This window comes from Saccharopolyspora hirsuta (assembly GCF_008630535.1).
GTDB classification, from domain to species: domain Bacteria; phylum Actinomycetota; class Actinomycetes; order Mycobacteriales; family Pseudonocardiaceae; genus Saccharopolyspora; species Saccharopolyspora hirsuta.
On the sequence record NZ_VWPH01000004.1, the window covers coordinates 449641 to 472270 of the forward strand.

At 72.2% G+C, this 22630-nt stretch carries 15 protein-coding genes; 8 read left to right on the plus strand and 7 right to left on the minus strand.

The window, feature by feature from the left end:
- The first annotated feature begins 6 nt into the window (after positions 1–6).
- The 7 genes from F1721_RS10410 to F1721_RS10440 all read left to right on the plus strand — a co-directional run bounded on the left by F1721_RS10410 (position 7) and on the right by F1721_RS10440 (position 11153).
- Positions 7–1860: a GntR family transcriptional regulator gene (locus F1721_RS10410; RefSeq protein WP_150066386.1), complete on the plus strand. Its 1854-nt coding sequence runs from the start codon at positions 7–9 to the stop codon at positions 1858–1860.
- A gap of 411 nt (positions 1861–2271) precedes the next feature.
- Positions 2272–3699: a protoporphyrinogen/coproporphyrinogen oxidase gene (locus tag F1721_RS10415; protein WP_150066387.1), complete on the plus strand. Its 1428-nt coding sequence runs from the start codon at positions 2272–2274 to the stop codon at positions 3697–3699.
- Positions 3696–4592 (plus strand): 4-hydroxy-tetrahydrodipicolinate synthase, encoded by an 897-nt coding sequence (dapA, locus tag F1721_RS10420; RefSeq protein ID WP_150066388.1) that lies wholly within the window; start codon positions 3696–3698, stop codon positions 4590–4592. Before F1721_RS10415 ends, dapA begins: the two co-directional genes overlap by 4 nt.
- Complete coding sequence (locus F1721_RS10425; RefSeq protein ID WP_150066389.1) at positions 4589–6079, plus strand: alanine/glycine:cation symporter family protein; 1491 nt, start codon at positions 4589–4591, stop codon at positions 6077–6079. The genes dapA and F1721_RS10425 overlap by 4 nt, the downstream gene beginning before the upstream one ends.
- A 555-nt stretch (positions 6080–6634) precedes the next feature.
- The gene (locus F1721_RS10430) at positions 6635–9508 is read left to right on the plus strand and encodes an FAD-binding and (Fe-S)-binding domain-containing protein (RefSeq protein ID WP_150066390.1); all 2874 of its coding nucleotides are present in this window, start codon (positions 6635–6637) and stop codon (positions 9506–9508) included.
- Positions 9509–9570: 62 nt separating this feature from the next.
- Positions 9571–10914: a TRAP transporter large permease subunit gene (locus tag F1721_RS10435; RefSeq protein WP_150066391.1), complete on the plus strand. Its 1344-nt coding sequence runs from the start codon at positions 9571–9573 to the stop codon at positions 10912–10914.
- An 11-nt stretch (positions 10915–10925) separates the two neighbouring features.
- Positions 10926–11153, plus strand: a complete 228-nt coding sequence (locus F1721_RS10440) for a hypothetical protein (RefSeq protein WP_150066392.1) — start codon at positions 10926–10928, stop codon at positions 11151–11153.
- Between the two features lie 2 nt (positions 11154–11155).
- On the opposite strand, the gene F1721_RS10445 is transcribed toward F1721_RS10440, so the two are convergent.
- Both F1721_RS10445 and F1721_RS10450 read right to left on the minus strand, forming a co-directional pair.
- A complete protein-coding gene (locus F1721_RS10445; protein WP_150066393.1) occupies positions 11156–11869 on the minus strand; it encodes a GntR family transcriptional regulator in 714 nt (237 codons plus the stop codon).
- A gap of 203 nt (positions 11870–12072) precedes the next feature.
- Positions 12073–12705: a TetR/AcrR family transcriptional regulator gene (locus F1721_RS10450; protein WP_150066394.1), complete on the minus strand. Its 633-nt coding sequence runs from the start codon at positions 12703–12705 to the stop codon at positions 12073–12075.
- A gap of 124 nt (positions 12706–12829) precedes the next feature.
- Between F1721_RS10450 and F1721_RS10455 the strand changes: the two genes are divergently transcribed.
- Entirely contained in the window at positions 12830–16189 is a 3360-nt protein-coding gene (locus F1721_RS10455) for a TM0106 family RecB-like putative nuclease (protein WP_150066395.1), read from the plus strand.
- Between the two features lie 10 nt (positions 16190–16199).
- Here F1721_RS10455 and F1721_RS10460 read toward each other — a convergent pair whose 3' ends face one another.
- From F1721_RS10460 to F1721_RS10480, 5 genes are all read right to left on the minus strand, one after another.
- Complete coding sequence (locus tag F1721_RS10460; RefSeq protein WP_246154621.1) at positions 16200–17639, minus strand: tetratricopeptide repeat-containing diguanylate cyclase; 1440 nt, start codon at positions 17637–17639, stop codon at positions 16200–16202.
- 108 nt (positions 17640–17747) lie between these two features.
- Positions 17748–19067 carry a DUF3100 domain-containing protein gene (locus tag F1721_RS10465; protein WP_150066397.1) on the minus strand — a complete coding sequence of 440 codons (1320 nt, stop codon included), beginning with the start codon at positions 19065–19067 and terminating at the stop codon, positions 17748–17750.
- Between the two features lie 42 nt (positions 19068–19109).
- Positions 19110–20645 (minus strand): aldehyde dehydrogenase family protein, encoded by a 1536-nt coding sequence (locus F1721_RS10470; RefSeq protein ID WP_150066398.1) that lies wholly within the window; start codon positions 20643–20645, stop codon positions 19110–19112.
- Positions 20642–21529: an NAD(P)-dependent oxidoreductase gene (locus F1721_RS10475; RefSeq protein ID WP_150066399.1), complete on the minus strand. Its 888-nt coding sequence runs from the start codon at positions 21527–21529 to the stop codon at positions 20642–20644. The genes F1721_RS10470 and F1721_RS10475 overlap by 4 nt, the downstream gene beginning before the upstream one ends.
- Positions 21530–21559: 30 nt before the next feature.
- A complete protein-coding gene (locus tag F1721_RS10480) occupies positions 21560–22432 on the minus strand; it encodes a MurR/RpiR family transcriptional regulator (RefSeq protein WP_211840407.1) in 873 nt (290 codons plus the stop codon).
- Positions 22433–22630 lie beyond the last annotated feature (198 nt).

Consider the following 22630-nt stretch of genomic DNA (forward strand, 5'->3'; position numbering starts at 1 on the left):
CGACCCGTGCCCAGACGTCCTCGCGATGCGGTGGTCCTCACCGACGACGAGCGGACCACGCTCACGACCTGGACCCGCAGCCGCAACTGCCCCCAGGCCCTCGTGCTGCGCGCGCGGATCGTCCTGGCCTGCGAGCAGGAGGCCACCAACACCGCCGTGGCCGAACGTCTCGGCACCTCGGTGGACACGGTCCGCACGTGGCGCTCGCGGTTCGCCGCCGAACGACTCGACGGGCTCGCGGAGCGGCCACGCCCCGGCCGCCCGCCTGTCGTCACGGACGACACGATCGCGCAGGTCATCGTGCGCACGCTCAGCCCGCCGCCCCGCGGTCGGCGCTGGTCGACCCGCGCCATGGCCGCCGCGGTCGGCCTCAGCCAGACGAAGGTGAGCCGGATCTGGCGCGCCTACCGGATCCAGGCGAGCCCGGGGCGAGCCGACCTCCCCCCGGACGCGGGCCGCTCGCTGCCGCTCCAGGTGCGCGACCTGGTCGGGCTCCACCTCGCACCGCCGCTTCGGGTGCTGGCCGTCGCGGCCGACGCCCACGCGGCCCCGCTGAAGGACCGCGCCCCCACGACCTCGACCGCGTCCAAGAGGTCGGCGGAAGCGCGGGACCTGCTCGCCGTGGCCAACGCGTTCACCTCGATCAGAGGTGACGAGGCGGCCGACGCACCGGTGCCCGCCGCCTCCCTGCGCGACTTCCTGGAACGCCTCCACCGCAGCGTTCCCGCGCGGATGGCGGTGCACCTGATCGTCGGCGGAGCGACCCCCTCGGCGCACGCGGCCATCGACACCTGGTTGGAGGGGCACCCGCGGTTCCACCGGCACGCGGTGGCGCCGACCGGATCGTGGATCGACGACATCGACGCCCTCCTGTCCCGCAGCCCGCTCACCGGCGACGACGTGCTGGGCTTCGCCACGTCCATCGACGCCCTCCGCGAAGACGTTCGCCGCTGGTGCAGCGAGTGGGCACCGTCAGCGCAGCCGTTCTCGTGGATCAAGAGCCGACGGGCGCTCTGGGGCGGCGACCGAGGAGATCGCGGGGTTATCAAGGACTCGGAGCAGCGATCTGACGCGCGACGTGCAGGTGCCGACGAGCACGCGTCGCCCGAAGCAGCGGCGTCCGGCCCACCTCGAATCGCCGACGAGGTCGCCCAACTCGTGCGCGAAGCGCTCGCCAACGGTCAGTTCAAACCCGGTGAACGCGTCAAGGAGGCACCGCTGGCGGCCCGGCTGGGGGTCTCCCGCGGTCCCGTGCGCGAGGCCCTGCGGGTGCTGGCCGAGGAGGGGATGCTCGAACTGCTGCCCAACCGCGGAGCCGCCGTTCCCCAGATCAGCGCCACCAACATCCTCGACCTCTACGCCGTGCGCGCTTACCTGGGCGGTCTGCTGATGCGCCGCATCGCGACCCTCCCCCGATCCGCCCTCCGCCCGGTCAGCACTGCTCTGGCCGAGATACGGGTGGTCGCCCGGCACGGCGACCACCCCCGCATCGGCGAGGCCGACCTGCTCTTCCAGGACGCGATCGCACGATCGGCGCAGCTGCCGCAGGCGGGCCGGACCTTCGAGCACCTGACCATGCGACTGCGCATGTTCAACGCGATCCTGCACCTGGACTGGGCCGAGGCGGTGGACCTCATCGCCCGCGAGAACATCGGCCTGTACGAGGCGATCCGCGATGGCGACGCCGACGAAGCCGCGCGCCGCTGGCGCATCAAGGTCGAGCGCAGCGTCCGCTACATGGTCGCCCAACTCCCCCAGGACCACTTCGACCCCGAGCTGTGGGCCACCATCGCGGGCAAACCCGACCCGCACCGCAGCGCGTCGCCCGCACCCAGAGCACCGCGGAACAGGCCGAGCTAGGAACGCGCGGAGAACACCGGGCAATTCACCTCGGATTCACCTGAGGCCTTGTGTGATCGCGAATCCGACCTTATGGTGACCGGCACCACGCCGGACTCGGCGTGCGGAACCCGGACCAGCGGATCGCGAGCGCGTACCCGTGCACTGCGAAATTGGTCCGGCTGCGTCGGATTCAGCGGTCCGACACGCCCCTGACGGACCGGGGCCCGAAAACCGAGGAACCCCGCGAGGGGAACAGCTCGGCGGGACACGGTTCCGGACGACTCCTCTCGGGGCACTGCTTCGGACGAACCGACGCGTCGTTCTCCCACGAGCGTCGCACCTGCAGTACCGGGCGACATCGCCACGCACCGTCCGCGACGCGTGCCTTCGAGCGCCCCAGTACTTCATCTTCACTCGAAGGATTCACACATGAAAGACGCCGTTGTCGTCGGCGCCGGGCTGGCCGGGCTCTCCGCCGCCTGGCGCCTGCGCCACTGGGACACCCTCGTGCTCGAGTCCGCCTCCCGGGTGGGCGGCCGGATCCGCTCCGAGCGTCGCGGGGACTACTGGCTCAACTGGGGCGGGCACGTCTTCGCGGGCCCGGGCTCGTCGACCGACTCGCTGCTCAACGAGGTCGGCGTGACCGCCGTCGAGATCCCGGGTTCGCTGCAAGCCCTGTCGATGAACGGCAGGTTCCTCCGCAAGGGGCACATCGCGACGTACCCGCTGCGCATCCCCATGTCGTTCGCGTCGCGGGTGGCCACCGTGCGCGCCGGGATGAGGGTCGTGGCCGACGTGGCCAGGTACACCGGTGTCGTCCGCAAGCGCGCGGGCGAATCCGGTGCCATGCGCCAGCAGCGCATCTACGACTTCGCCAACGAGCGGTCGTTCGCCGACCTCGTCGGTGATCTGCCCGAGGACGCCGCGGCTCTGTTCAAGACCACGGTGACGCGGTCGGCCGGGGACATGGACCAGATCTCGGCCGGGGCGGGCATCGGCTACTTCAGCCTCGTCCTCGGCTTCGGCCAGGGCCTCAACCGGGGCATCGTCGGCGGCCCCTCGACCCTGACGGAGTCGATCGCGGCCGCGCTCCGCGACCGCGTGCAGCTCGGCGCCGAAGTGGCGGAAGTGGTGCGGCGGAAGGATTCCGTCGTCGTGCGGTACCGCCAGGACGGCGTCGATCGCGAGGTCGAGGCGCGCACCGCCGTGCTGGCGACGACCGCCGACGTCACGCACCGGATCGGTGTGGACCTCCCGACCGAGCTCCGCGAAGCGCTCGGCCAGATCAAGTACGGCCCGCACGTCAGCTCGGCGTTCCTGACCGACGAGACGTCGGCGCGTCCCTGGGACGACATCTACGCGATCGCCGCTCCCAAGCGCTCTTTCGCCATCGCGCTGAACCAGGCGAGCATCGTGCGCGGCTCCGAGTCCGTGCGCCGGCCCGGAGGCAGCTTCATGACCTTCTCCCCCGCCAGCCTCGGGCGCGCGCTGCTGGACAAGAGCGACGAGGAGGTCGTGCGCACGCACCTGTCCGACCTCGAGCAGGTGCTCGGCCACCCCGGGTTCTCCGACACGGTCGTCGAGGCCGAGGCCGAGCGGTGGGAAGTCGCCTCGCCGTACGCCTTCCCGGGCCGGGCGAAACTCCAGCCCGTCCTGCAACGAGGCGCCGACCGGGTGTTCCTCGCCGGTGACTACCTCGGAACCCTCTACACGGAAACCTCGATCACGTCGGGCTTTTCCGCCGCCCAGGAAGCAGCCAGCGTGCTCGCCACCCAGCGGCAGACCGCGGGAGGCACCGCACTCGCCCTGCACAAGTCCGTCCCCGCTCGCAACGCCCAGAAGAGGACCTTCGCATGACCAACCAGCTCCGCGGTGTGCTCACCGCCCTCGCCACCCCCTTCGACCGCGACGAGGAGGTCGACGAGCCCGCGCTGCGGCGGTTGGTCGACCGCTCCATCGACGCCGGGGTGGACGGCGTCGTCGCGGCGGGCTCCACCGCCGAGGTCGGCGCGCTGTCCCCGGACGAGCGGCTCCGCCTCGTCGACACCGTCGTCGACCAGACCGCTGGCCGCGTACCGGTGATCGCCCAGACCGGCGCGACCTCGACGCGCGAGGCCATCCGCCTCTCCCGCGCTGCGCAGCGCTCGGGCGCGGACGTCCTCATGCTGGTGACGCCGTACTACGAGCCGATGTCCGTTCCGGAGACCGTCGCCTACGTCGAGGACGTCGCCGAAGCGGTCGACCTGCCGGTCATGCTCTACAACATCCCGGCCGCGACCGGCGTCAACCTCGACCCCGACACGGTCCGCTCGCTCGCCGAGGAGGTGGGCAACATCCGCTACATCAAGGACTCCAGCGCGAACTGGGAACAGGCGCTGCAGCTGATCCACCACCACGGCGACGTGATCGGGACGTTCATCGGGTGGGACGCCTACATCTACAGCGCGCTCGCCGAAGGCGCCGCGGGCGTCATGGCGGGCGCGGCGAACGTCGTCCCGCACGAGATCGTCGAGGTGAGCCGCCTGGTCGCCGAGGGCGACCTGACCGGGGCCCTGTCCCGCTGGAAGGCCCTGTACCCGGTGATCGACGCGATGATCTCGGTGCCGTTCATCGCCGCGGTGAAGGCGGGGCTCGAACTGCGGGGCGAGCCCGCAGGAGTTCCGCGCCGCCCGATGAGCGCCCTGCCCGCTGACGCGGTCGAGCGCATCCGGCGCTCGCTGGAGCGGATCGCGCCGGAGGTGGCCCGATGACCGAGATCCTCTCGACCATCTCGGACGCGATCTGGGCGCCGATGGCCTACGTGGTGCTCGGGCTCGGGATCGCTTACACGATCGCGACCAGGGGCGTCCAGTTCCGCCGGATCCCGGACATGATCCGGCAGCTGTGCGAGACCAACGAGGAGGAGGGCGGGCTCTCGTCCTTCCAGGCGCTCGTCCTCGCCCTGGCCAGCCGGGTCGGCGTCGGCAGCATCGCCGGTGTCGCGACCGCCATCGCCGCCGGTGGACCGGGAGCGCTCTTCTGGATGGCCGTCACCGGCATCGTGGGCTGCACCGTCGGCTACGCCGAGGCCACCCTCGCGCAGACGTTCAAGCGCCAGGTGGACGACGAAGACCGCAAGAAGGCCGACGAGGACATCGGCGGCATGCCGTACTACATCAAGCACGGCCTCCGCCTCCCCCTGGTCGGCGCCGTCGTGGCCGTGATCGGCCTGGTCGGGTACGGCTTCGTCTTCCCCGGCTTCCAGGTCAGCACCATCGCCTCCAGCGCGCAGATGGCCTTCGCCCTCCCGAAGTGGGTCCCCGCGATCCTCGTGACCGGGCTGATCGCGGCGGTGATCTTCGGCGGCACCACGCGGATCGTCAAGGTGACCCAGACCCTGGTCCCGGTGCTCGCGATCGGCTACCTCCTGCTGGCGCTCGGCGTGATCTTCGCGAACGTCGACCGCGTGCCCGACGCGGTCCTGCTGATCGTGCGGTCCGCCTTCGGCGTCGAGCCGGTGCTGGGCGGCATCGTCGGCGCCGCCGTCGCGTGGGGTGTGCGCCGCGCCGTCTTCGCCTCGGCCAACGGGCTCGGCGAGGCCACCTTCGCGGCGGCCGCCGCCCGCACCTCGCACCCCGGCAAGCAGGGCCTCGTCCAGACCTTCAGCATCTACATCGACGTGCTGCTGATCTGCATGGCCACCGGGCTGATGATGGTCGTCTCGGGGAAGTTCAACGTCTCGGACGGCTCCGGCGGGTTCCTCGTCAACAACCTGCCCGGCAGCGAAGCCGGGCCGAACTGGGTGCAGGCGGCGATCGACACCCTCGTCCCCGGGTGGGGCGCGGGATTCGTCGCGGTGGCAGTGCTGTTGTTCGGCTTCACCTGCCTGCTGCTCTACTACTACGTCGCCCACTCGAACCTGCTCTTCCTGCTCGACGGCAGGCGCGGACCGCGCGCGCAGCTGGTGCTCAAGCTGGGCACCCTCGCCATCGTCTTCATCGGTTCGGTGGTGAACGCCAAGCTGATCTGGGCCGTGGGTGACATCGGGCTCGGGCTCCTCGCGTGGATCAACCTCGCCTGCCTCGCCCTGCTCTTCCCGCTGGTCTCCAAGATCTGGCGCGACTTCGAGCGCCAGCGCAAGCAGGGACTCGACCCGGTGTTCGACCCGAAGGCGCTGAACATCCGCGGCGCCGACTTCTGGGAGCGCGACGAGATCCCCGCCGCAGAGCGCGAGAAACCAGGCGTCGACAGGCGCTAGCCGCACGTGCGCACCGGTCATGCCGGGTGCGGTGGGCCCCACCGCACCCGGCATGCGGCCGGTCGGGCTCCGCGACATTCTCGGGCAGCAGGCAGCTCATGACCGACTTGCTCCCCTTCCCCGCTGCGCACCTCCTCCGGGCGACGGGCACGTGCAGCCCGTTCCACCCCATGCGATCACGGACAGTCAGGACACCGGTACGTCCCAGCTCGGGATAGGACGCCACCGAGCGCTCGTTCAACAGCGACGTACCCGAGAGCCTTGGCGGCAGGTCGGCACGCTTCGCGGATCACCGGGAAGGTCCACTGTCGAGGACCGGCCGCGGAAACCCGCCGGGAGCGGGCTTTTCCGCCGCGAGTCCACAAAGGCAGGTCAACGCCGCGCGAGCCGGGTCAGCGGGGCCGTCGCGAAACGAACTCTTGCCAACCTCCGCGAGTAACATGTTACTGTCCTGCGGTCGGTGACGGCGCCCACGATTCGGGTCGGGCGCCACCCCGCGGGTGCGCCTGCGGCGGCAGGACGTCACCGCCGATCACCCCGGAAGGAGAGCTCACGGTGACGACCGCGTCCGTCGAGGGCACCCGCGCGCGCTTGCGCACCGATCGCGCCGCGCTGGGCGCCTACGTCTCCGACGCCTCGATCTTCCGCCGCGCGCCCCGGGCCGTTCTCGAACCCCGCACCCTGGCGGAGATCCGGGCCGGGGTGCGCATCGCCCGGGAGGAGGGGTGGCCGATCACCGTTCGCGGTGGCGGAACCTCGGTGGCGGGCAACGGGATCGGCGAAGGCCTGGTCATCGACACCTCCCGGCACTTCAACCGCATCCTCGACATCGACCCCGGGGCGCGCACCGCCCGGATCGAACCCGGCGTCGTCTGCGACGCCCTGCGCGCGGCGGCGGCCCCGCACGGCCTCACCTACGGGCCGGACCCCTCGACCCACAGCCGGTGCACCGTCGGCGGCATGATCGCCAACAACGCCTGCGGATCCCACTCCCTGGCCTGGGGAACTGCCGCGGACAACGTCGTCGAGCTCACCGTCCTGCGCGCCGACGGCGAGCTGGTCACGTTGCGGCGGGGCGGGACGAGCGATCCCGAGCTCGACCGCGCCCTCCGGGGCTTGCGGGACGAGAACCTCGCGCTGCTGCGCACCACCCTGGGGCAGTTCCCCCGGCAGGTCTCCGGGTACGGGCTGCACCACCTGCTCCCGGAGAACGGCTTCGACACGGCCAAGGCCTTCGCCGGGTCCGAAGGAACGCTGGGCATCATCGTCGAAGCCGTCGTCCGGCTCGTTCCCGCGCCCGAGGCCACGGCCCTGGCCGTCCTCGCGTTCCCCACCGTCTTCGACGCCGCCGCAGCCGCACCGCTGACCCGGCGGCCCGGTGTGGTGACCTCCGAGGGCATGGGCGGTGACCTCCTCGACGTGCTGCGGATCAGCCAGGGCCGCGACGCCGGTGACGTCCTCCCCGGCGGTGCCGGGGATCCGCGCCCGGCTGGCGGCTGGCTCTACTGCGAGACGACCGGCGAAACCGCCGAAGACGCCCGGCAGCGCGCCGAGGAACTCGTGGCCGAGTTCGACTCCCACCCCGAGCACCGCACCGTGGACTCCGTCGTCGTCGCCGATCCGGCCGAGATGCGGCAGCTCTGGCGGATCCGGGAATCCGCGGCGGGTCTCGTCACCCGGCTGCCCGACGGCGGCGAGGCGTGGCCGAACTGGGAGGACTCGGCCGTGCCGCCCGAGCAGCTCGCCGACTACCTCCGCGATCTCTACGCGCTGCTGGACGAGCACGGCTTGCGGGGCATCCCGTTCGGGCACTTCGGCGAGGGCTGCGTGCACATCCGCATCTCCTTCGACCTCGGCACCGAGGCCGGGCTCGACGTCTTCCGGGCCTTCATGTCCGACGCCGCCGCCACCGTCGCGGCCCACGGCGGTTCGCTCTCCGGCGAGCACGGCGACGGTCGGGCCCGGTCCGCTCTGCTGCCGCGGATGTACCCGCCGCAGGTGCTCGCGGCCTTCGCCGCGTTCAAGGCGGCCTTCGACCCGGACCGCGTCCTCAACCCCGGCGTGCTCGTCGACCCCGATGCCGTCGACGTCGGCATCCGCCCGGCTCCGGGGCAGCGCAGCAAGGAGTTCATCCCCGTGCACGCGCTCAGCCACGACCGGGGCTCGCTCGTCAACGCCGTCAACCGGTGCGTGGGCGTCGGCGCCTGCCGCTCGGACGAAGGGGCGATGTGCCCCTCCTTCCAGATCACCCGCGACGAGGTGCACAGCACGCGCGGCCGGGCCCGCATCCTCTCCGAGATGTTCCGCGGCGACCTCTACCCGGAGGGCACCGGCTCCGAGGACGTCAAGGACGCCCTCGACCTGTGCCTCTCGTGCCGGGCCTGCGCCTCGGAATGCCCCGTCAACGTCGACATGGCCACTTACAAGGCGGAATTCCTCCACCAGCACTACGCGGGTCGGCGCCGCCCGGCGGCCCACTACTCGATGGGCTGGCTGCCGCTCACCAGCAAGCTCCTGCACCTCGTCCCCGGTGCGGCGCGAGCGGTCAACGCCCTCCTGTCCGTCCGCCCCGTGGCGAAGGTCGTGATGCGGCTCGGCGGAGTCGACGCCAGCCGCTCGATGATCCGCTTCTCCCCGCGCAGCTTCCAGTCGCTGTCGAAGTCCAGGCGCTTCCGCGCCGCCAGCGAGCGCGGTTCCCGCGGGACGGTGGTGCTCTGGCCGGACAGCTTCACCAACCACCTGGACGCGGACGTGGCCGCCGACGCCCACTCCGCACTCACCGCGCTCGGCTACGAGGTGGTCGTTCCGCGCGGGTTCCTCTGCTGCGGGCTGACCTGGCACTCGACCGGCCAGCTCGCGCGGACGAAGCAGGTCCTCGCCCACACCCTGAACTCGCTCGACGCGTGGATCGACGGCCGCACCCCGGTCGTCGTCCTCGAACCGTCCTGCGCGTCGATGCTCACCGAGGAGGCTCCCGAACTCCTCGCCGAAGACCCGCGCTCGCACCGGCTGGCCGAGCAGGTCGTCACGCTCGGCGACCTCGTGGCCCGGCACGTCGACGACGCGGACTGGCCCTTCGGGAGGCTGCCGGTCCCGGCGCTGTCCCAGGTCCACTGCCACGAGCGGTCCCGCCGCGGCCACGCGGGCACCGGGACGACGTTGGCCCGGCTGGGCGTCGAGGAGTCCGAGGTCGAGACCGGTTGCTGCGGGCTCGCCGGGAACTGGGGCTTCGAGCCCGGTCACGCCGAGCTCTCCCGCCGCCTCGCGGAGCGGGAACTGCTCCCGCGCATCCGCGAACTCGACGCGGAGGCCGTCGTGCTCGCCGACGGCTACTCCTGCCGCACGCAGATCCGCGAGCACGGCCCGGCTCAGAAGCAGGGCCTCCACCTCGCGCAACTGCTCCGCCGAGCACTCGACGCGAACTCCTGAGCAACCGCAGCACCCCGCTCCGCGCTGAGCGGGTGACCACCCGAAGAAACAGGTGAAACACGATGGGCATCCTCGCGCTGCTGGTCTTCATCGCGGTCACCGTCGTGATGAACGTCCCGCTCCGGAGACCGATCTCCGAGTCCCTGCTGGTGGCCCTGCTGGCCACCGCGCTCGTCGGCGGCAAGGACGCGCTGTCGCTGCTGTGGACAGGGGTCTGGGGCGCTCTCGACAACGACGTGACGTTCGCCGGTATGGCCTTCGTCTTCATGGGCGTGATCGTCTCGGCCACCGGCCTCATCGAACGGCTCATCCAGATCTTCAACTCCGTCTTCGGCCGCCTGCGCGGCGGAGCGGCCTACGTCTCGACGGCGGGTTCGGCGGCCATCGGGCTCGTCGCCGGGTCGACCGCGGGCAACGCCGCCACCGTCGGCTCGGTGACGATCCCGTGGATGAAGGAGAACGGCTGGTCGGGCACGCGCGCCGCCACCCTGGTGGCGGGCAACTCCGGGCTCGGCGTCTCGCTGCCGCCGAACTCGACCATGTTCATCATCCTGGCGACCCCGGCCGCCGTCGGCGTCAGCGCCGGTGACGTCTACGTCTCGCTGTTCGTCGCCGGTGCCTACTGCGTGCTCTACCGCATGCTCGTCGTGTTCGTCTGGACCCGCCGCGACGGCATCCAGCGCACCGACTCCCGGCACCTCGCCACCTTCCGCCAGGCGCTGTCCACCGGGTGGACCTCGACGACGATCTTCGCCGGGATCCTGATCCCGGTCCTGCTCACCTTCGGGCCGCTGTTCAACTGGCTGGAGGCCGAAACCCGGATCGGCGAAGCGGCGATGGGCGAGATCTCCATCATCGTCTGGGTGCCGATCCTGATCTCGCTGATCGCGCTCGTCGAGGGCCGGAAGCGCCTGCGCGGCAACTGGGGGCACCTGCGCCGGGCGATCCGGGCGGAAGCACCGCAGTTCGCCACGGTGGGCATCTCGCTGTTCGCCGCCCTGGCCGCCTCGAACATCATGAGCGAGCTCGGGGTCGGACCGCAGCTGTCCGAGGCGCTGGCCCGGATGGACCTGCCCAAACCCCTGCTCGTCCTCGTCGTCTGCCTCACCGCGGTCCTGGTGGCCACGCCGCTGTCCTCGACGGCGACCGCAGCGGCCATCGCAGCTCCGGCGGTCATCGCCCTGGGCACCGTCGACGTCCCGTCCGTGGTGGCCATCTGCGCGCTCCTGATCTGCACCTCCACCGAGGGCGCCTCCCCACCGGTGGGCGCGCCGATCTACCTGGCCTCCGGCATGGCCGAGGTGAGCCCGCAGAAGACGTTCATCCCGCTCATCGTCTGGTTCGTCGTCCCCGTCATCGCCATCGCCTGGCTCATCGCCATGGGCTGGCTGCCGATTCCGAGCTGAGAGGATCCGCTGTGAAGAAGGCCCTCGAATTCGTCTTCTGGATCGCCCTCGCCGCGTTCCTCGCGCTCGGCGCGCTCATCGTGTTCGGCCAGCTGCTCGGCGTGGTCCTGCTCAGCCCCGGGCTCGTCAGCGGTGCCGCGTCCGCGCTCAACTGGTCGGCGTTCAGCGCGGCGACGGTCTGCGCGCTGGCCGCCTTCGCCCTGCAGTACCTCCCGAAGGAGACCGACGAGCAGCCGTGAGCTCAGGAGTCGAAACCCGCCCGCAACCGGGTCCAGAGGTCCTGGGGGTCCTCGGACCGCTCCGCGTAGTGCAGCGCTTGACCGATCAGCAGGACGGCGGTGGCTTCGAGGTGGTCCCGCATCGCGCGGGCCGCGCCGGGGCCGTCCCCGGCGAGGATCGCCGCGACGATCGGATCGTGCTCGCCGATGATGTCGGGGTACTCCCGGCTCCGGCCCGCCGTCGAATCCCCGAGCAGCCGCGTCGAGACCCGCAGCTGGTCGACGATCCGGTGACCGCGCCGCATGCTCCCGGCCGTGAGCACGATGCCGTGCAGCTGCTGGTCGACGGCGAAGAAGCGCGGTTCGTCGTCCTGCTCGGCCGCCTCGCACATCTGCTCGCGCAGTTCCGCCGCCTCAGCGGCGAAGGACTCGTCGGCGTACAGGGCGGCGCGGTGCGCGGCGGGGACCTCGAGGGCGAGGCGGATGGAGAAGATCTCCGCGACGTCCTCGGGCGTCGTGGGGATGATCTGGAAGCCGCGGTTGCGCACGAAGCGGATGAGTCCGGCTTCCTCCAGCCGCAGGAGGCCCTCGCGGACCGGGGAGCGCGAGACGCCGAGCTCGTCGGCGAGCTGGTAGACGCTGTACCACTCCTGCGGGCGCATCGTGCCTTCGACGACGGCGGAGCGCACGTGCTCCATGACGACCTCGGTGAGGCTCGGCTCTCTACCCGTGCTCATGATCTTCCCGTCCGGCCTCGGCGCCGGATGCGGAGCAGCGATCACGGGCCAGCGGCTCTTGCGTCTGCGGCTACCGGACCATCGTATCTTCGCGGTGCCCGGCCCCGGGCGGGAGGAGCGCTGCCGGGTTCAGGACCCGAACGTCCGCAGAGGACTGACGCGGAAAACCGTTCCGCCACGTGCAGTCCGATGTAGACCCTTGATCACCGGACGGGGGCGATCAGGGTCAGGACGGCGTCGACGAGCGCCCGGACCCGGGTCGGCGTGAACCGCTCGGACTCGAAGGGGAACATCATCATCCAGCCGTCGCCCATCGCGGCGAGCTGGTCCGCGAGCAGGTCGGCGGGGATGTCGTCGCGGACGGCGCCCCGCGCTTGCCCGTCGGCGAGGATCTTCGCGTGCACCTCGCGGTAGCGCGCGTAGCGCTGCTCGATGACGGCGGCGAGCGCCGGTTCGTACCGCGCGTGGGAGAGCAGCTGGGACATCACCGGCCAGAACTCGGGATCGCCGGTGGTGTGCGACAACCACCGCTCGAAGAGCGCTTTGACGTCACCGCGGGCCCGGACGGACTCCAGCATCTCGTCGTAGCTGTCGAACCGGCTCTCGGCCAGCGCGGTGACCAGTTCTTCCCTGTTGGCGAAGTAGTAGGTCACCGTCCCGGTCGTGCACCCCGCGCGCTGGGCGACCTTGCGCAGCGATGCGCTGGCGTAGCCCTCCTGCGCGATCACCGCCGTCGCCGCCGCCAGCAGCTCCGCCCGCCTCGCGGCGCGGTCACCGGCCGGGCGACCGCGCTGCGCGACCGGCTCGCCCCCGCCATCGCCCCTCGTCCTGGCCACCCCGCGATTCTGCCACAGAATTCACATAACAACCGTTTCGCAAAAAGGCGCGGCCTGGCGAGCCGCGGCGTGTCGGCACCCAGGGCGCCGCCCCGGTCGGGCGGGCGTGCAAGACTCCCTGGCGATGTACACCCCGTCCGACCTCGCCGACCTGCTCGAATGCGAGCACCGCAGCATCCTCAAGCAAGCGTGGGCGGCGGGACTGCCCGGCGCACCGCGCCCGAGCTCCGGGCCCGACAAGCTGGCCGTCAAGCACGGCCGCGCGCACGAGGAAGCGACGCTCGAACGGCTGCGCGCCGAGCGCACGACCGTGGTCGAGATCGACGAGCGCGACCAGGCCGCCGCCGCGAAGGCCACCGAGGAGGCGCTGCGGGCGGGCGCGCCGGTGGTCTACCAGGCCGTCTTCCAGGACGGCGAGTTCTCCGGCCGCGCCGACTTCCTGCTCCGCGACGACCAGGGCCGCTACGAGGTCTACGACACGAAGCTCGCGCGGCACGCCAAGCCCTCCGCCGTCGTGCAGCTCACCGCGTACGCCGACGCGCTGCGCCGCGCGGGGTGGCCGACCGGGCCGCAGATGCACCTGCTGCTCGGCGACGGCACCACGCGCAGCCTCCGCGTCGACGACTTCCTGCCGCTGCTCGACCGCCTCCGCGACCGGCTCGTCGCGCGGCCGCCACAGCTGCCGGAGCGCATGTGGGCCGACGAACGCCCCGCCTGCACCGGCTGCGCGTTCGCCGACCACTGCTCGTCCGCGCGGGAGGCGGACCGGGACCTGTCGCTGGTCGCGGGCATGCGCGGCGAACAGCGGCGCAAGCTCGTGACGGCCGGGCTCGGCACGATCGACGCGCTCGCCGCCGCCGAGCCCGCGGACCGGCCGCGCGACATGTCGGCGGGCACGTTCGCGACCTTGCGCGCTCAGGCCGCGATCCAGGTGCGGCAGGACCGGACCGGCGAGCTGGCGTACGAGGTCGTCGACCCGTCGGCGCTGGCCGAGCTGCCGCCGCCGAGCCCGGGCGACGTCTTCTTCGACATGGAGGGCGACCCGTACGCGCTCGGCGGCACCGGGCTGGAGTACCTGTTCGGCGCCGTCACGCCCGACGCGCGCTTCACACCGTTCTGGGCGCACACGCGCGCCCAGGAGAAGCGCGCCTTCGAGGAGTTCATCGACTTCGCCACGGCCAGGCTCGCCGACGATCCGGACGCGCACGTCTTCCACTACGCGCCGTACGAGGTCACGGCCGTCAAGCGGCTCGCCGCGGTGCACGGCACCCGCGAGGAAGCCGTGGACGAGCTGCTGCGCAGCGGCCGGATGATCGACCTGTACGCCGTGGTGCGCAAGGCCTTGCGCGTCGGCCAGCGCTCGTACTCCATCAAGTACCTCGAACCGCTGTACATGCCGGAAGCCCGCGACGGCGACGTGAAGACGGCCGCGTCGAGCATCGAGGCATACGAGGACTACCTGACGCTCGCCAAGGCCGGTGACACCGAAGAAGCCGACGAGGTGCTGCGCGGCATCGCCGAGTACAACGAGTACGACTGCGTGTCCACGTTGCGGCTGCTGGAGTTCCTGCACCGCGTCCGCGAAGAAGCGGGCATCGAGCTCGCCACCCCGGAACCGGAGTCCGAAGTGGACGCCCTGATCCGGCGGACGGAGGAGGAAGAGGCCGCGCAGCGCCGGGCCGAACGCGCGGCCGCGCTGGCAGCGCTGGTCGACCCGCTGCTCGACGGCCTGCCCGACGATCCCGCCGACTTCACCCCGGACGACCGCGCCCGCGCGCTGCTCGCCGCCTCCGTCGGCTACCACCGCCGCGAGACGAACCCGGCGTGGTGGGAGTTCTTCCGGCAGCTCGCCGCCCCGGTCGGCGACCTGGAGGTGGACACGACCTGCGCGGTGCCGGTGTCGGTGTCCGCCGGGGAGTGGGTGCCGCCGACGGGACGGCTGCGCACGGCCAAGCGCACGCTCACCGTGGCGTGCGACCCGGACCGGCCGCACCCGTTCTCGGTCGGCGACAGCGTGCGGCTGCGGTACGGCGCCGATGCGCGGGACGCGAAAGTCGTTGCGGCGTCGGCGGTCGAGCTGACGTTGGAGGAGAGCAGCACACCGGACGGCACGTCGGACGAACACCCGGTCGCGGTCCTGCCCGGCAGCCCGGTGCGGCCCGCACCGAAGGACGAGGCCGTGGCCGACCTCGCCCGGCTCGTCGGGGAGGGGCTCCCCGAGCTGCCCGCACATCCGGGCGTGGACCTGCTGCGCCGGATCCCGCGGTTGCGCGGCGGCGGTGCGCTGCCCGCCCCCGGCGAGGACCCGGTGGCCACCGTGATCGAGGCGGTCGACGCGCTCGACGGGTCGGTGCTCGCGGTGCAGGGCCCGCCCGGAGCGGGCAAGACGTACTTGGCGGGCAAGCTGATCGCGCACCTCGTGCGATCCGGGCGGACGGTCGGCGTGACGTCCAACAGCCACAAGGCCGTGGAGAACGTGCTCTCCGCCGCGCTCGGCAACGCGCCGTCGATGGCGTGCGCGAAAAGACCGCGCCGGACGCCGGACCCCGATCTGCCGTGGGAGCAGCCGAAGACGAACAACGCGCTGGCCAAGTGGCGCGCCGAGCACGACGACGGGCACCTGGTCGGCGGCACCGCGTGGACGTTCGCGAACGCCGCCGTGCGCGAGGAACCGTTCGACGTGCTGGTGATCGACGAGGCCGGGCAGTTCGCCCTCGCGGACGCGCTGGCCGTGTCGATGTGCGCGAAGAACCTGGTGCTGCTGGGCGATCCGCAGCAGCTGCCGCAGGTCGTGCAGGGCACGCACCCGGCGGGTGCGGAGGCCTCGGCGCTGGGGCACCTGATCGGCGACGCGGACATCATGCCGCCCGAGCTGGGCTACTTCCTGGACCAGACGCGGCGCATGCACCCGGCCGTGTGCGCGCCGGTCTCCCGGCTGTCCTACGCGGGTCTGCTGCACTCCCACCCGTCCGCGAACCGCGCGATCGACGGCTTCGCCCCCGGCCTGTACCTCGCATCGGTGGAGCACACCGGGAACACCACGAGGTCGCCCGAGGAAGCGGCGCAGGTCGTGTCGGTGATCGCGGACCTGCACGGCCGGACGTGGCAGGGCCGTCCCCTGACCGACGCGGACTTCCTCGTGGTGGCCCCGTACAACCTGCAGGCCCGGACGGTCGCGCGAGCCCTGGCCGACGCCGGTTTCGGCGACGTGCGCGTCGGCACCGTGGACCGGTTCCAAGGCCAGGAGGCCCCGGTGGTGATCACCACGATGACGTCCTCGTCGGCGATCGACCTTCCCCGCGGCCTGGACTTCCTGCTGTCCCGGAACCGCTTGAACGTGGCGCTGTCGAGAGCGCAGTCGGTGGCGGTCCTGGTGTGCAGCCCCCGCCTGCTGGAAGCGGACATCCGAACGGTCGACCAGATGCGCCTCGTCTCCGGGATGCTCGGCCTCCTCCGCGACGCCCACCCCTGGCCCGCTCGCTGAGTCCGGGCGGTCAGGTCGGCGCCGGGGGGAGCGGCTGGTCGCTTTCGACCTCGATCCTGTTGCGGCCAGCGCGCTTGGCCCGGTAGAGGGCGCGGTCGGCGTCGGCGAACAGCGGGCCGAAGTCGGTGGGGCCAGCGGCGACACCGACGCTGATCGTCGGCGGTCGCGCTCTCGGGCCCAGCTGCGGCGTCCAGTCGTGGGCCTCCACCGCGGCGCGGATGCGCTCGGCCAGCGCGGGGCCGTCGGTGCCGGGCTCGGCGAGCAGCACCACGAACTCGTCGCCCGCCCACCGGCAGACCAGGTCGTCGGAGCGGCATTCGCGCCGCAGCAGCTGGGCCAGCTCCCGCAGCACGGCGTCGCCCGCGGCGTGGCCCGCGGTGTCGTTGATCTCCTTGAAGTCGTCGACGTCCAGCACGACCAACCACCGCACCGCGATCTGATCGGCAGCCGAGGCCACACCGCGCCGGTTGAGCAGGCCGGTCAGCGGGTCCCGGCGCGCGTCCTGCTGCGCGGCGGACTCCTGGCGCTGCGCCTGGATGGCCGTGCGGCGCTGCTCCACGGCCTGGCCGAGTCCGACCTGCAGCGCGCGCATCGCCGTTCGGCTGGCGGCGACGAGGCTGCGCAGCGCGGCGACCTCCCCCGCGGCGTCCTCCAGCTCCCGGCAGATCGTGGTCAGGGCCAGCGAGAACCGCATCCGCAGGCGGGTGTCCCGGATCCACTCCGCCGTTTCGACCGCTCGGCAGGCGAACGTCCGGGCCTCCTCCAGGCGGCCCTGGTGCCGACGGATCTCGGCGAGCACCCAGTTCGCGATCGCCGAGGTGTAGCGGTCCTGCACTTCCTCACCCGCCGTCAGCGCCTGCACCGCCCGGCTCTCCGCTTCGGCGAGGTTCCCGAGTGCGGCCAACGCCCGAGCGCTGCCCGCTTGGACGCGATCGCGGACCTGTCCCGGGGAGGCCAGCGACAGAGCTTCGTCGAAGAGCTCCAGCGCTGTGCGGAAGCATTCGTCGGCGGTGCCGTCGGCGTTCATGGCCTGCAGCTGCCAGCAGTTCGCCTCCCTCTCCAGGCAGTGCGCGAGGACCCCCGGGTCCCCGCAGCGCCGGGCGACCTGGACCGACTGGGCGATCAGCTCGCGCGCGGCGTCGTGGTGCCCGACGGCCTGCAGCAGATCTCCGAGCATGCCCAAGGCCTGGGCGGCGGCACCGCCCTGCGGCCGGTCGACGTCGAGCCCGGTCCAGCCCTCGGCGACGAGGTCGAGGGCGAGCGGGATCCGGTCCAGCCGCCACGCCAGGTACGCCCGGTGCACGAGCACGACGCAGGGGTCCCACTGGCCGTCGACGTTGTCGGCCCCGTTCGCGATCAGCCGCTTGAAGGCGAGGCCCGCGGCGTTCGGGCGGCCGGACTCCAGCAGCATCCGGACGCGCCGGTCCGGCTCGGGGACCAACCCCGCCATCAACGGATCGTTCTCCCGCACTGCCTCGTCCTCGCAGTCGCGTAGCCCGGTGACCTGCTGTTCTGCGCCCGGCGCGCTGTCCTCAGCGTACCGACCGCGGCGGATCGCTCAGCCCCACAGGCCCAGCGCGAACTCGGCGATCACGGTCGACAGGAGGAACGACGCGGTGATCGCGACCAGGCCGACCGGGATGATCTTCCAGCCGATCCGCCGCAGCAGCGGGACGTCCTTGCCCAGCGACAACCCCGCCAGGGTCAGCATGACGGTCGCGATGGAGAGGAAGTCCACCGACTTCACCAGCGGGTTCAGCACCGCTGCGCCGGGGAACCAGGGGCTCGAGACGTAGGCGCCGACCGTGGTGATCCACACGATCGCCGAGATCTTCCGGGACAGCTTCGCCAGGAGCAGACCGAGCAGGACGAGGGCCAGGAGCACCGCGTACCCGCCGACGACCTCCCAGCTCAGGGCACCGGCCGCGATCGAGGCGGTGCCGATGCCCAGCACCGTCAGCACCCCGAGCGACAGCCACAACGGCAGCGCGACCTGAGCGGAGGTCGCGGCGACCTGCTCCCGGAACGCGCGGTTGCCCGCCGAAGCCGACTCGCCCGCCCGCGCAGCGGCGGTGTCCCGGTCCCCGGTGAGCAGCCGGTAGAACCGGTCGGCCAGCGGCAGCGCGAGGTAGATCCCGACGTACACGCCCAGGACCGTGGTGATCAGGTTGGACACCGCGGCCATGCCCAGCACGGCCTCCTCGTCGGCCGGGTACGCGTTCGCGATGCTCGCCGTGGACGCCGCCATCATCGAACCGGACCCCACTCCCGCGCCCATCGCCAGCGCCAGCGGGTCGAAGATCCGCCAGTTCGCCACGAGGGACGTCAGCAGCGTGATGAACACCGCGCCGAAGAGCGTGCCGAACACGTACATCGCCAGCACGCCCCGGTACTGGTCCGAGTCCGGCCCGTACTTCTCCGAGACCATCGCGAACGACGGCTCGCGGTCGAGGGAGAACGTGGCGCCGATCGTGGCCCGGCCCATGCGCAGCAGCACGGCCAGCGGCAGGGCGAGGGCGACGGTGCCGAGCAGGTGGCCGATCTCCTGCAGCAGCAGGGCGGGCCCCGCCCTGACCAGGGTCGGCAGGCTCGGGCCGATGTTGAAGGCGAGCCGGGCCACCAGCAGCATCACCGCCACGCCGACCAGGGCCGAGGCCACCTTCTGCAGGTCCGCGCCGAGCGGCTTGAACCGCTGCACCGACACCACCAGCCCGAGGACCAGGCCCCACACCATCGGGAAGATGATGATGGACCCGATGCCCAGGCCGATCTCGACCTGGCCGACGAGCTGGACGACCAGCGCGATGACCAGCGCCAGGGCGGCGATCGGCAGCGTTCGTCTCGCCCCGGGCTCGGCCGGGGCGGCGGAAGTGCTCATCGGGCTGCTGCTTCCTGCTGGGTCGGGTCCCATCACGCCTCCCTAGTAGCTCAGCGATGGGAACGGTGCGCCCGCGGCGCGGGTGGGCACCCAGACGGCCTTGGTCTGGGTGTACTCGTCGAGAACGCCGGGGCCGGAGGAGCGGCCGTGGCCGGAGTCGCCGAAACCGCCGAAGGGGACGGCGACGTGGATCGTCTTGTAGGAGTTGATCCAGAAGGTGCCCGCTCTGACCGAGCGGGCCACGTGGTGGGCGCGGGACACGTCACCGGTCCACACCGCGCCCGCCAGGCCGAAGTTCGTGCCGTTGGCCCGGTCGATCGCTTCGGCTTCGGTGTCGAAGGCGTCGGCGCCGAGGACGGGGCCGAACACCTCGTTGGTCTCCAACCGGTTGGCGGCGGTGACCCCGTCGAGCAGGGTGGGCGCGACCCAGCGGCCGGTCGCCAGCGGGGTGCCGGTCACCGCGGCGGGCAGCTCCGCGCCGGTAACCCGGCGGCCGCCGTCCTGCAGCCCCGCCTCGATCAGGGAGGTCACCGCGGCGAACTGCGGTGCGGTGATGATCGGGCCGACCTCGGTGTCGGGGTCGAGCGGATCGCCGAGGCGCAGCCGCGCCGCCCGCTCCGCCACGCGTTCGACGAACTCGGCGTGGACGCTGCGCTGCACCAGCAGCCGCGAGCCCGCCACGCAGGACTGCCCGGCGCCGGAGAACACGGCCGCGACGGCACCGTCGGCCGCGCGGTCCAGGTCCGCGTCGGCGAAGACGATGTTGGCGCTCTTGCCGCCGAGTTCGAGGACGGTCGGGATACCGGCCTGGGCCGCCGCGACCGCCACCCGGCGGCCGGTGGCCACCGAGCCGATGAACGAGACCTTCCCGACGCGCGGGTCGCCGGTGAGCGCGGCGCCGACGGTGCCCCCGAGTCCGACGGCGACGTTGAAGACGCCTTCCGGCAGACCGGCCCGGTGCGCCAGCTGGGCCAGCCGGACGGTGGAGGCCGGGGTGAACTCGCTGGGCTTGACCACGACGGCGTTGCCGGCGGCCAGCGGGGCCGCCGAGTTCCAACCTGCCGTGAACAGCGGCGCGTTCCACGGGGTGATGGCCGCGACGACGCCCCACGGAACGCGTTCGGTGTAGGTGTGCCAGTTGCCGGGGACGGGGATGGTCCGGCCCATCAGCTTGTCGGCCCACCCCGCGTAGTAGCCGAACATCTCGGCGACCTTGGCCGCCTCGGCCCGGGTGTCCCGGAGCGGCTTCCCGGTGGTGGCGGACTCCAGCACGGCCAGTTCGCCGACGTGCTCGGAGATCGCGCGGGCGACCTCGCGCAGGATCGCCGCTCGTTCGAAGGCGTCCGTGGCAGCCCACTTCGCGGCCCCGCGCACCGCGCTGGCCAGGACGGCATCGGCGCCCTCCCGGCCGGGGTCGTTGAAGTCCGCGAAGTCCTCGCCGGTGGCGGCGGAGGTGAGGGTGATGCGCTCGCCACCGCCCGCCACGACGGTGCCGTCGACGAAGGCCCCGAGTCCTCGCGGGAAAGCGGAGTCCAAGGCCTGGCGCGCAGCGGCGGCCGGAGAAGTGGTCGTGCTCATGCGTCGGGGGATCCTTCGCGGGTCAGGGAGGGCGCGACCGTTCGCGCGATCTCGGTGAAGTCGGCGCCGGGGCCGAGTCGGGCGAGGGCGTCCTGCCAGCGCTCGCTGGCGGCGGCCAGCAGGGCGGGCTGCTCGCCGCGCTGACCGGCGATCTCGATGGCCAGCGCGGCGTCCCGGGCCATCAGCCCGAGGGAGAAGCCGGAGTCGTGCGTGCCGGAGAGCACCCAGTCCGGGTACATCGCGGCGGAGACCTTGCTGCCGCCGGAAGAACCGCTGATCCCCGCCGCGGCGACGGCGGGATCGACGCCGTAGGCCTTGGCGACCGCGAGGGCCTCGCCGACGGACACCAGGTTGGTGGCGGCCAGGACGTTGTTGAGCAGCTTGACCACGTTGCCGGAACCGGGACCGCCGAGGTGCTGGTACTGGCCGCCGGTCAGGGCCTCCAGCACGGGCCGGGCCGCGTCGAGGGCTTCTGCGGCGGCCCCGACGAACGCGGTCAGCCGCCCCGCCTCGGCCCCGTCCCGCCCGCCCGAGACGGGCGCGTCCACGAAGGCCGTGCCCCGTTCGGCCGCGAGCGCGGCGAGTTCGGCGCTGGTGGTCGGCTCCGACGTCGTCGTGTCGACGATCGCGATCGTGCCAGCGGTCTCCAGCAGCTGCGGGACCGTCGCCTCGACCACGCGGGCCGAGGGCAGCGAGAGGACGACGTAGGGCGTCCCGGCCAGCTCTCCGACGTCGTCCACAGCGCGGATGCCGCCGCTCGCCGCGGCGGAACGCGCGCCGGGCGAGGGGTCGAACCCGGACACCTGCCAGCCCGCCCGGTGCAGGGCGGAGGCCATGGCGCCGCCCATCGACCCCAGGCCGACCACGGCGATCTGCTTGTCCATCAGAGCTCCTGTTCGCGCGGACGGTTCGTCCTAGTCGAGGTAGACGTCCAGGTCCTTCCACAGCTGCTGGGTGCGGCGGATCGCGGCGCGGCTGCGTTCCGGTTGGGCCGCTTGCATCCCGGCGAGCAGCCCGTAGACCACCGAGGTGGCCGCGGTGACGGACTGGAAGAAGGAGATGCCCTCCGAGGGCACGACCAGCAGGTGGTCGGCCACGGTGGTGGCCAGCCGACCTCGGCGCATGTCGGTGATCGCGATGATCGTCGCGCCCGCGGCGCGAGCCGCCTCGGTGGTGGCGATGAGCTGCTTCATGGACCGCCACATGTTGATGACCACCAGGACGTCGCCCGGCCCCAGGCTGTTGATGGCGGTGGCCAGGTGCACCCCGGCCCGGTTCTCCAGGGAGATCGGGTAGCCCATGGTGGAGCCGAGGTGGGCCATGACGCTGGCCGGACCGGCGAAGGAGCCGACGCCGACCACGAGGATCGACCTGGCCGAGGCCAGCGCCGCGATGGCCGCCTCGGCGTCGGCGGCGGTGTTGGTGTCCAGCGTCTGGCGCAGGTTGTCGATGTCGTGCGTCAGGGCGTCGTGCAGCGGGCTCCGGTGCTCGCCGTGCTCGACGAGCGTGTCCTCGGAGGAGATCAGCACCAGGTACCGGGCGCGCAGCTCGCGCTGCAGGTCCGGCCAGCCCCGGTAGCCCAGCGTCTGGGCGGCGCGGACCACGGTGGAGCTGTTGACGTCGGCCCGCTGCGCGATCTCGGCGATGTCGGCGTAGGACGCCAGCTGCGGGTTGCGGGCGATCACGTCGACCACGCGCGACTGCGCCTTGGACAGCGGCACGTCGGGCAGGACGTCACCCAACCACTGGGCGTTGCCGAAGATCTCGTCGTTCTGCGCTGTGGACACGGATGCTCCCGGGTGCGAGACGCCACGCTCTGCAAGCGCGGTTGCAACAATGTACATCGCAAATCTGATTGCAGGAACCCCCGGCGCGAATCCCGGGGCGCCCCGACGAGCAGAGCCGTCCAGCACTGAGCCGCCAGCTCGTCGGCTCCCGACGTCCGGACCGGGCGACCGCAAGACCGTCCAACATAGACATTCTCC

Coding starts and splice junctions, on each gene's coding strand:
- F1721_RS10415 (WP_150066387.1), top strand. CDS start 2,272: ATGAAAGACGCCGTTGTCGTCGGCGCCGGGCTGGCCGGGCTCTCCGCC.
- dapA (WP_150066388.1), top strand. CDS start 3,696: ATGACCAACCAGCTCCGCGGTGTGCTCACCGCCCTCGCCACCCCCTTC.
- F1721_RS10425 (WP_150066389.1), top strand. CDS start 4,589: ATGACCGAGATCCTCTCGACCATCTCGGACGCGATCTGGGCGCCGATG.
- F1721_RS10435 (WP_150066391.1), top strand. CDS start 9,571: ATGGGCATCCTCGCGCTGCTGGTCTTCATCGCGGTCACCGTCGTGATG.
- F1721_RS10445 (WP_150066393.1), bottom strand. CDS start 11,869: ATGAGCACGGGTAGAGAGCCGAGCCTCACCGAGGTCGTCATGGAGCAC.
- F1721_RS10455 (WP_150066395.1), top strand. CDS start 12,830: ATGTACACCCCGTCCGACCTCGCCGACCTGCTCGAATGCGAGCACCGC.
- F1721_RS10460 (WP_246154621.1), bottom strand. CDS start 17,639: ATGGCGGGGTTGGTCCCCGAGCCGGACCGGCGCGTCCGGATGCTGCTG.
- F1721_RS10465 (WP_150066397.1), bottom strand. CDS start 19,067: ATGAGCACTTCCGCCGCCCCGGCCGAGCCCGGGGCGAGACGAACGCTG.
- F1721_RS10470 (WP_150066398.1), bottom strand. CDS start 20,645: ATGAGCACGACCACTTCTCCGGCCGCCGCTGCGCGCCAGGCCTTGGAC.
- F1721_RS10475 (WP_150066399.1), bottom strand. CDS start 21,529: ATGGACAAGCAGATCGCCGTGGTCGGCCTGGGGTCGATGGGCGGCGCC.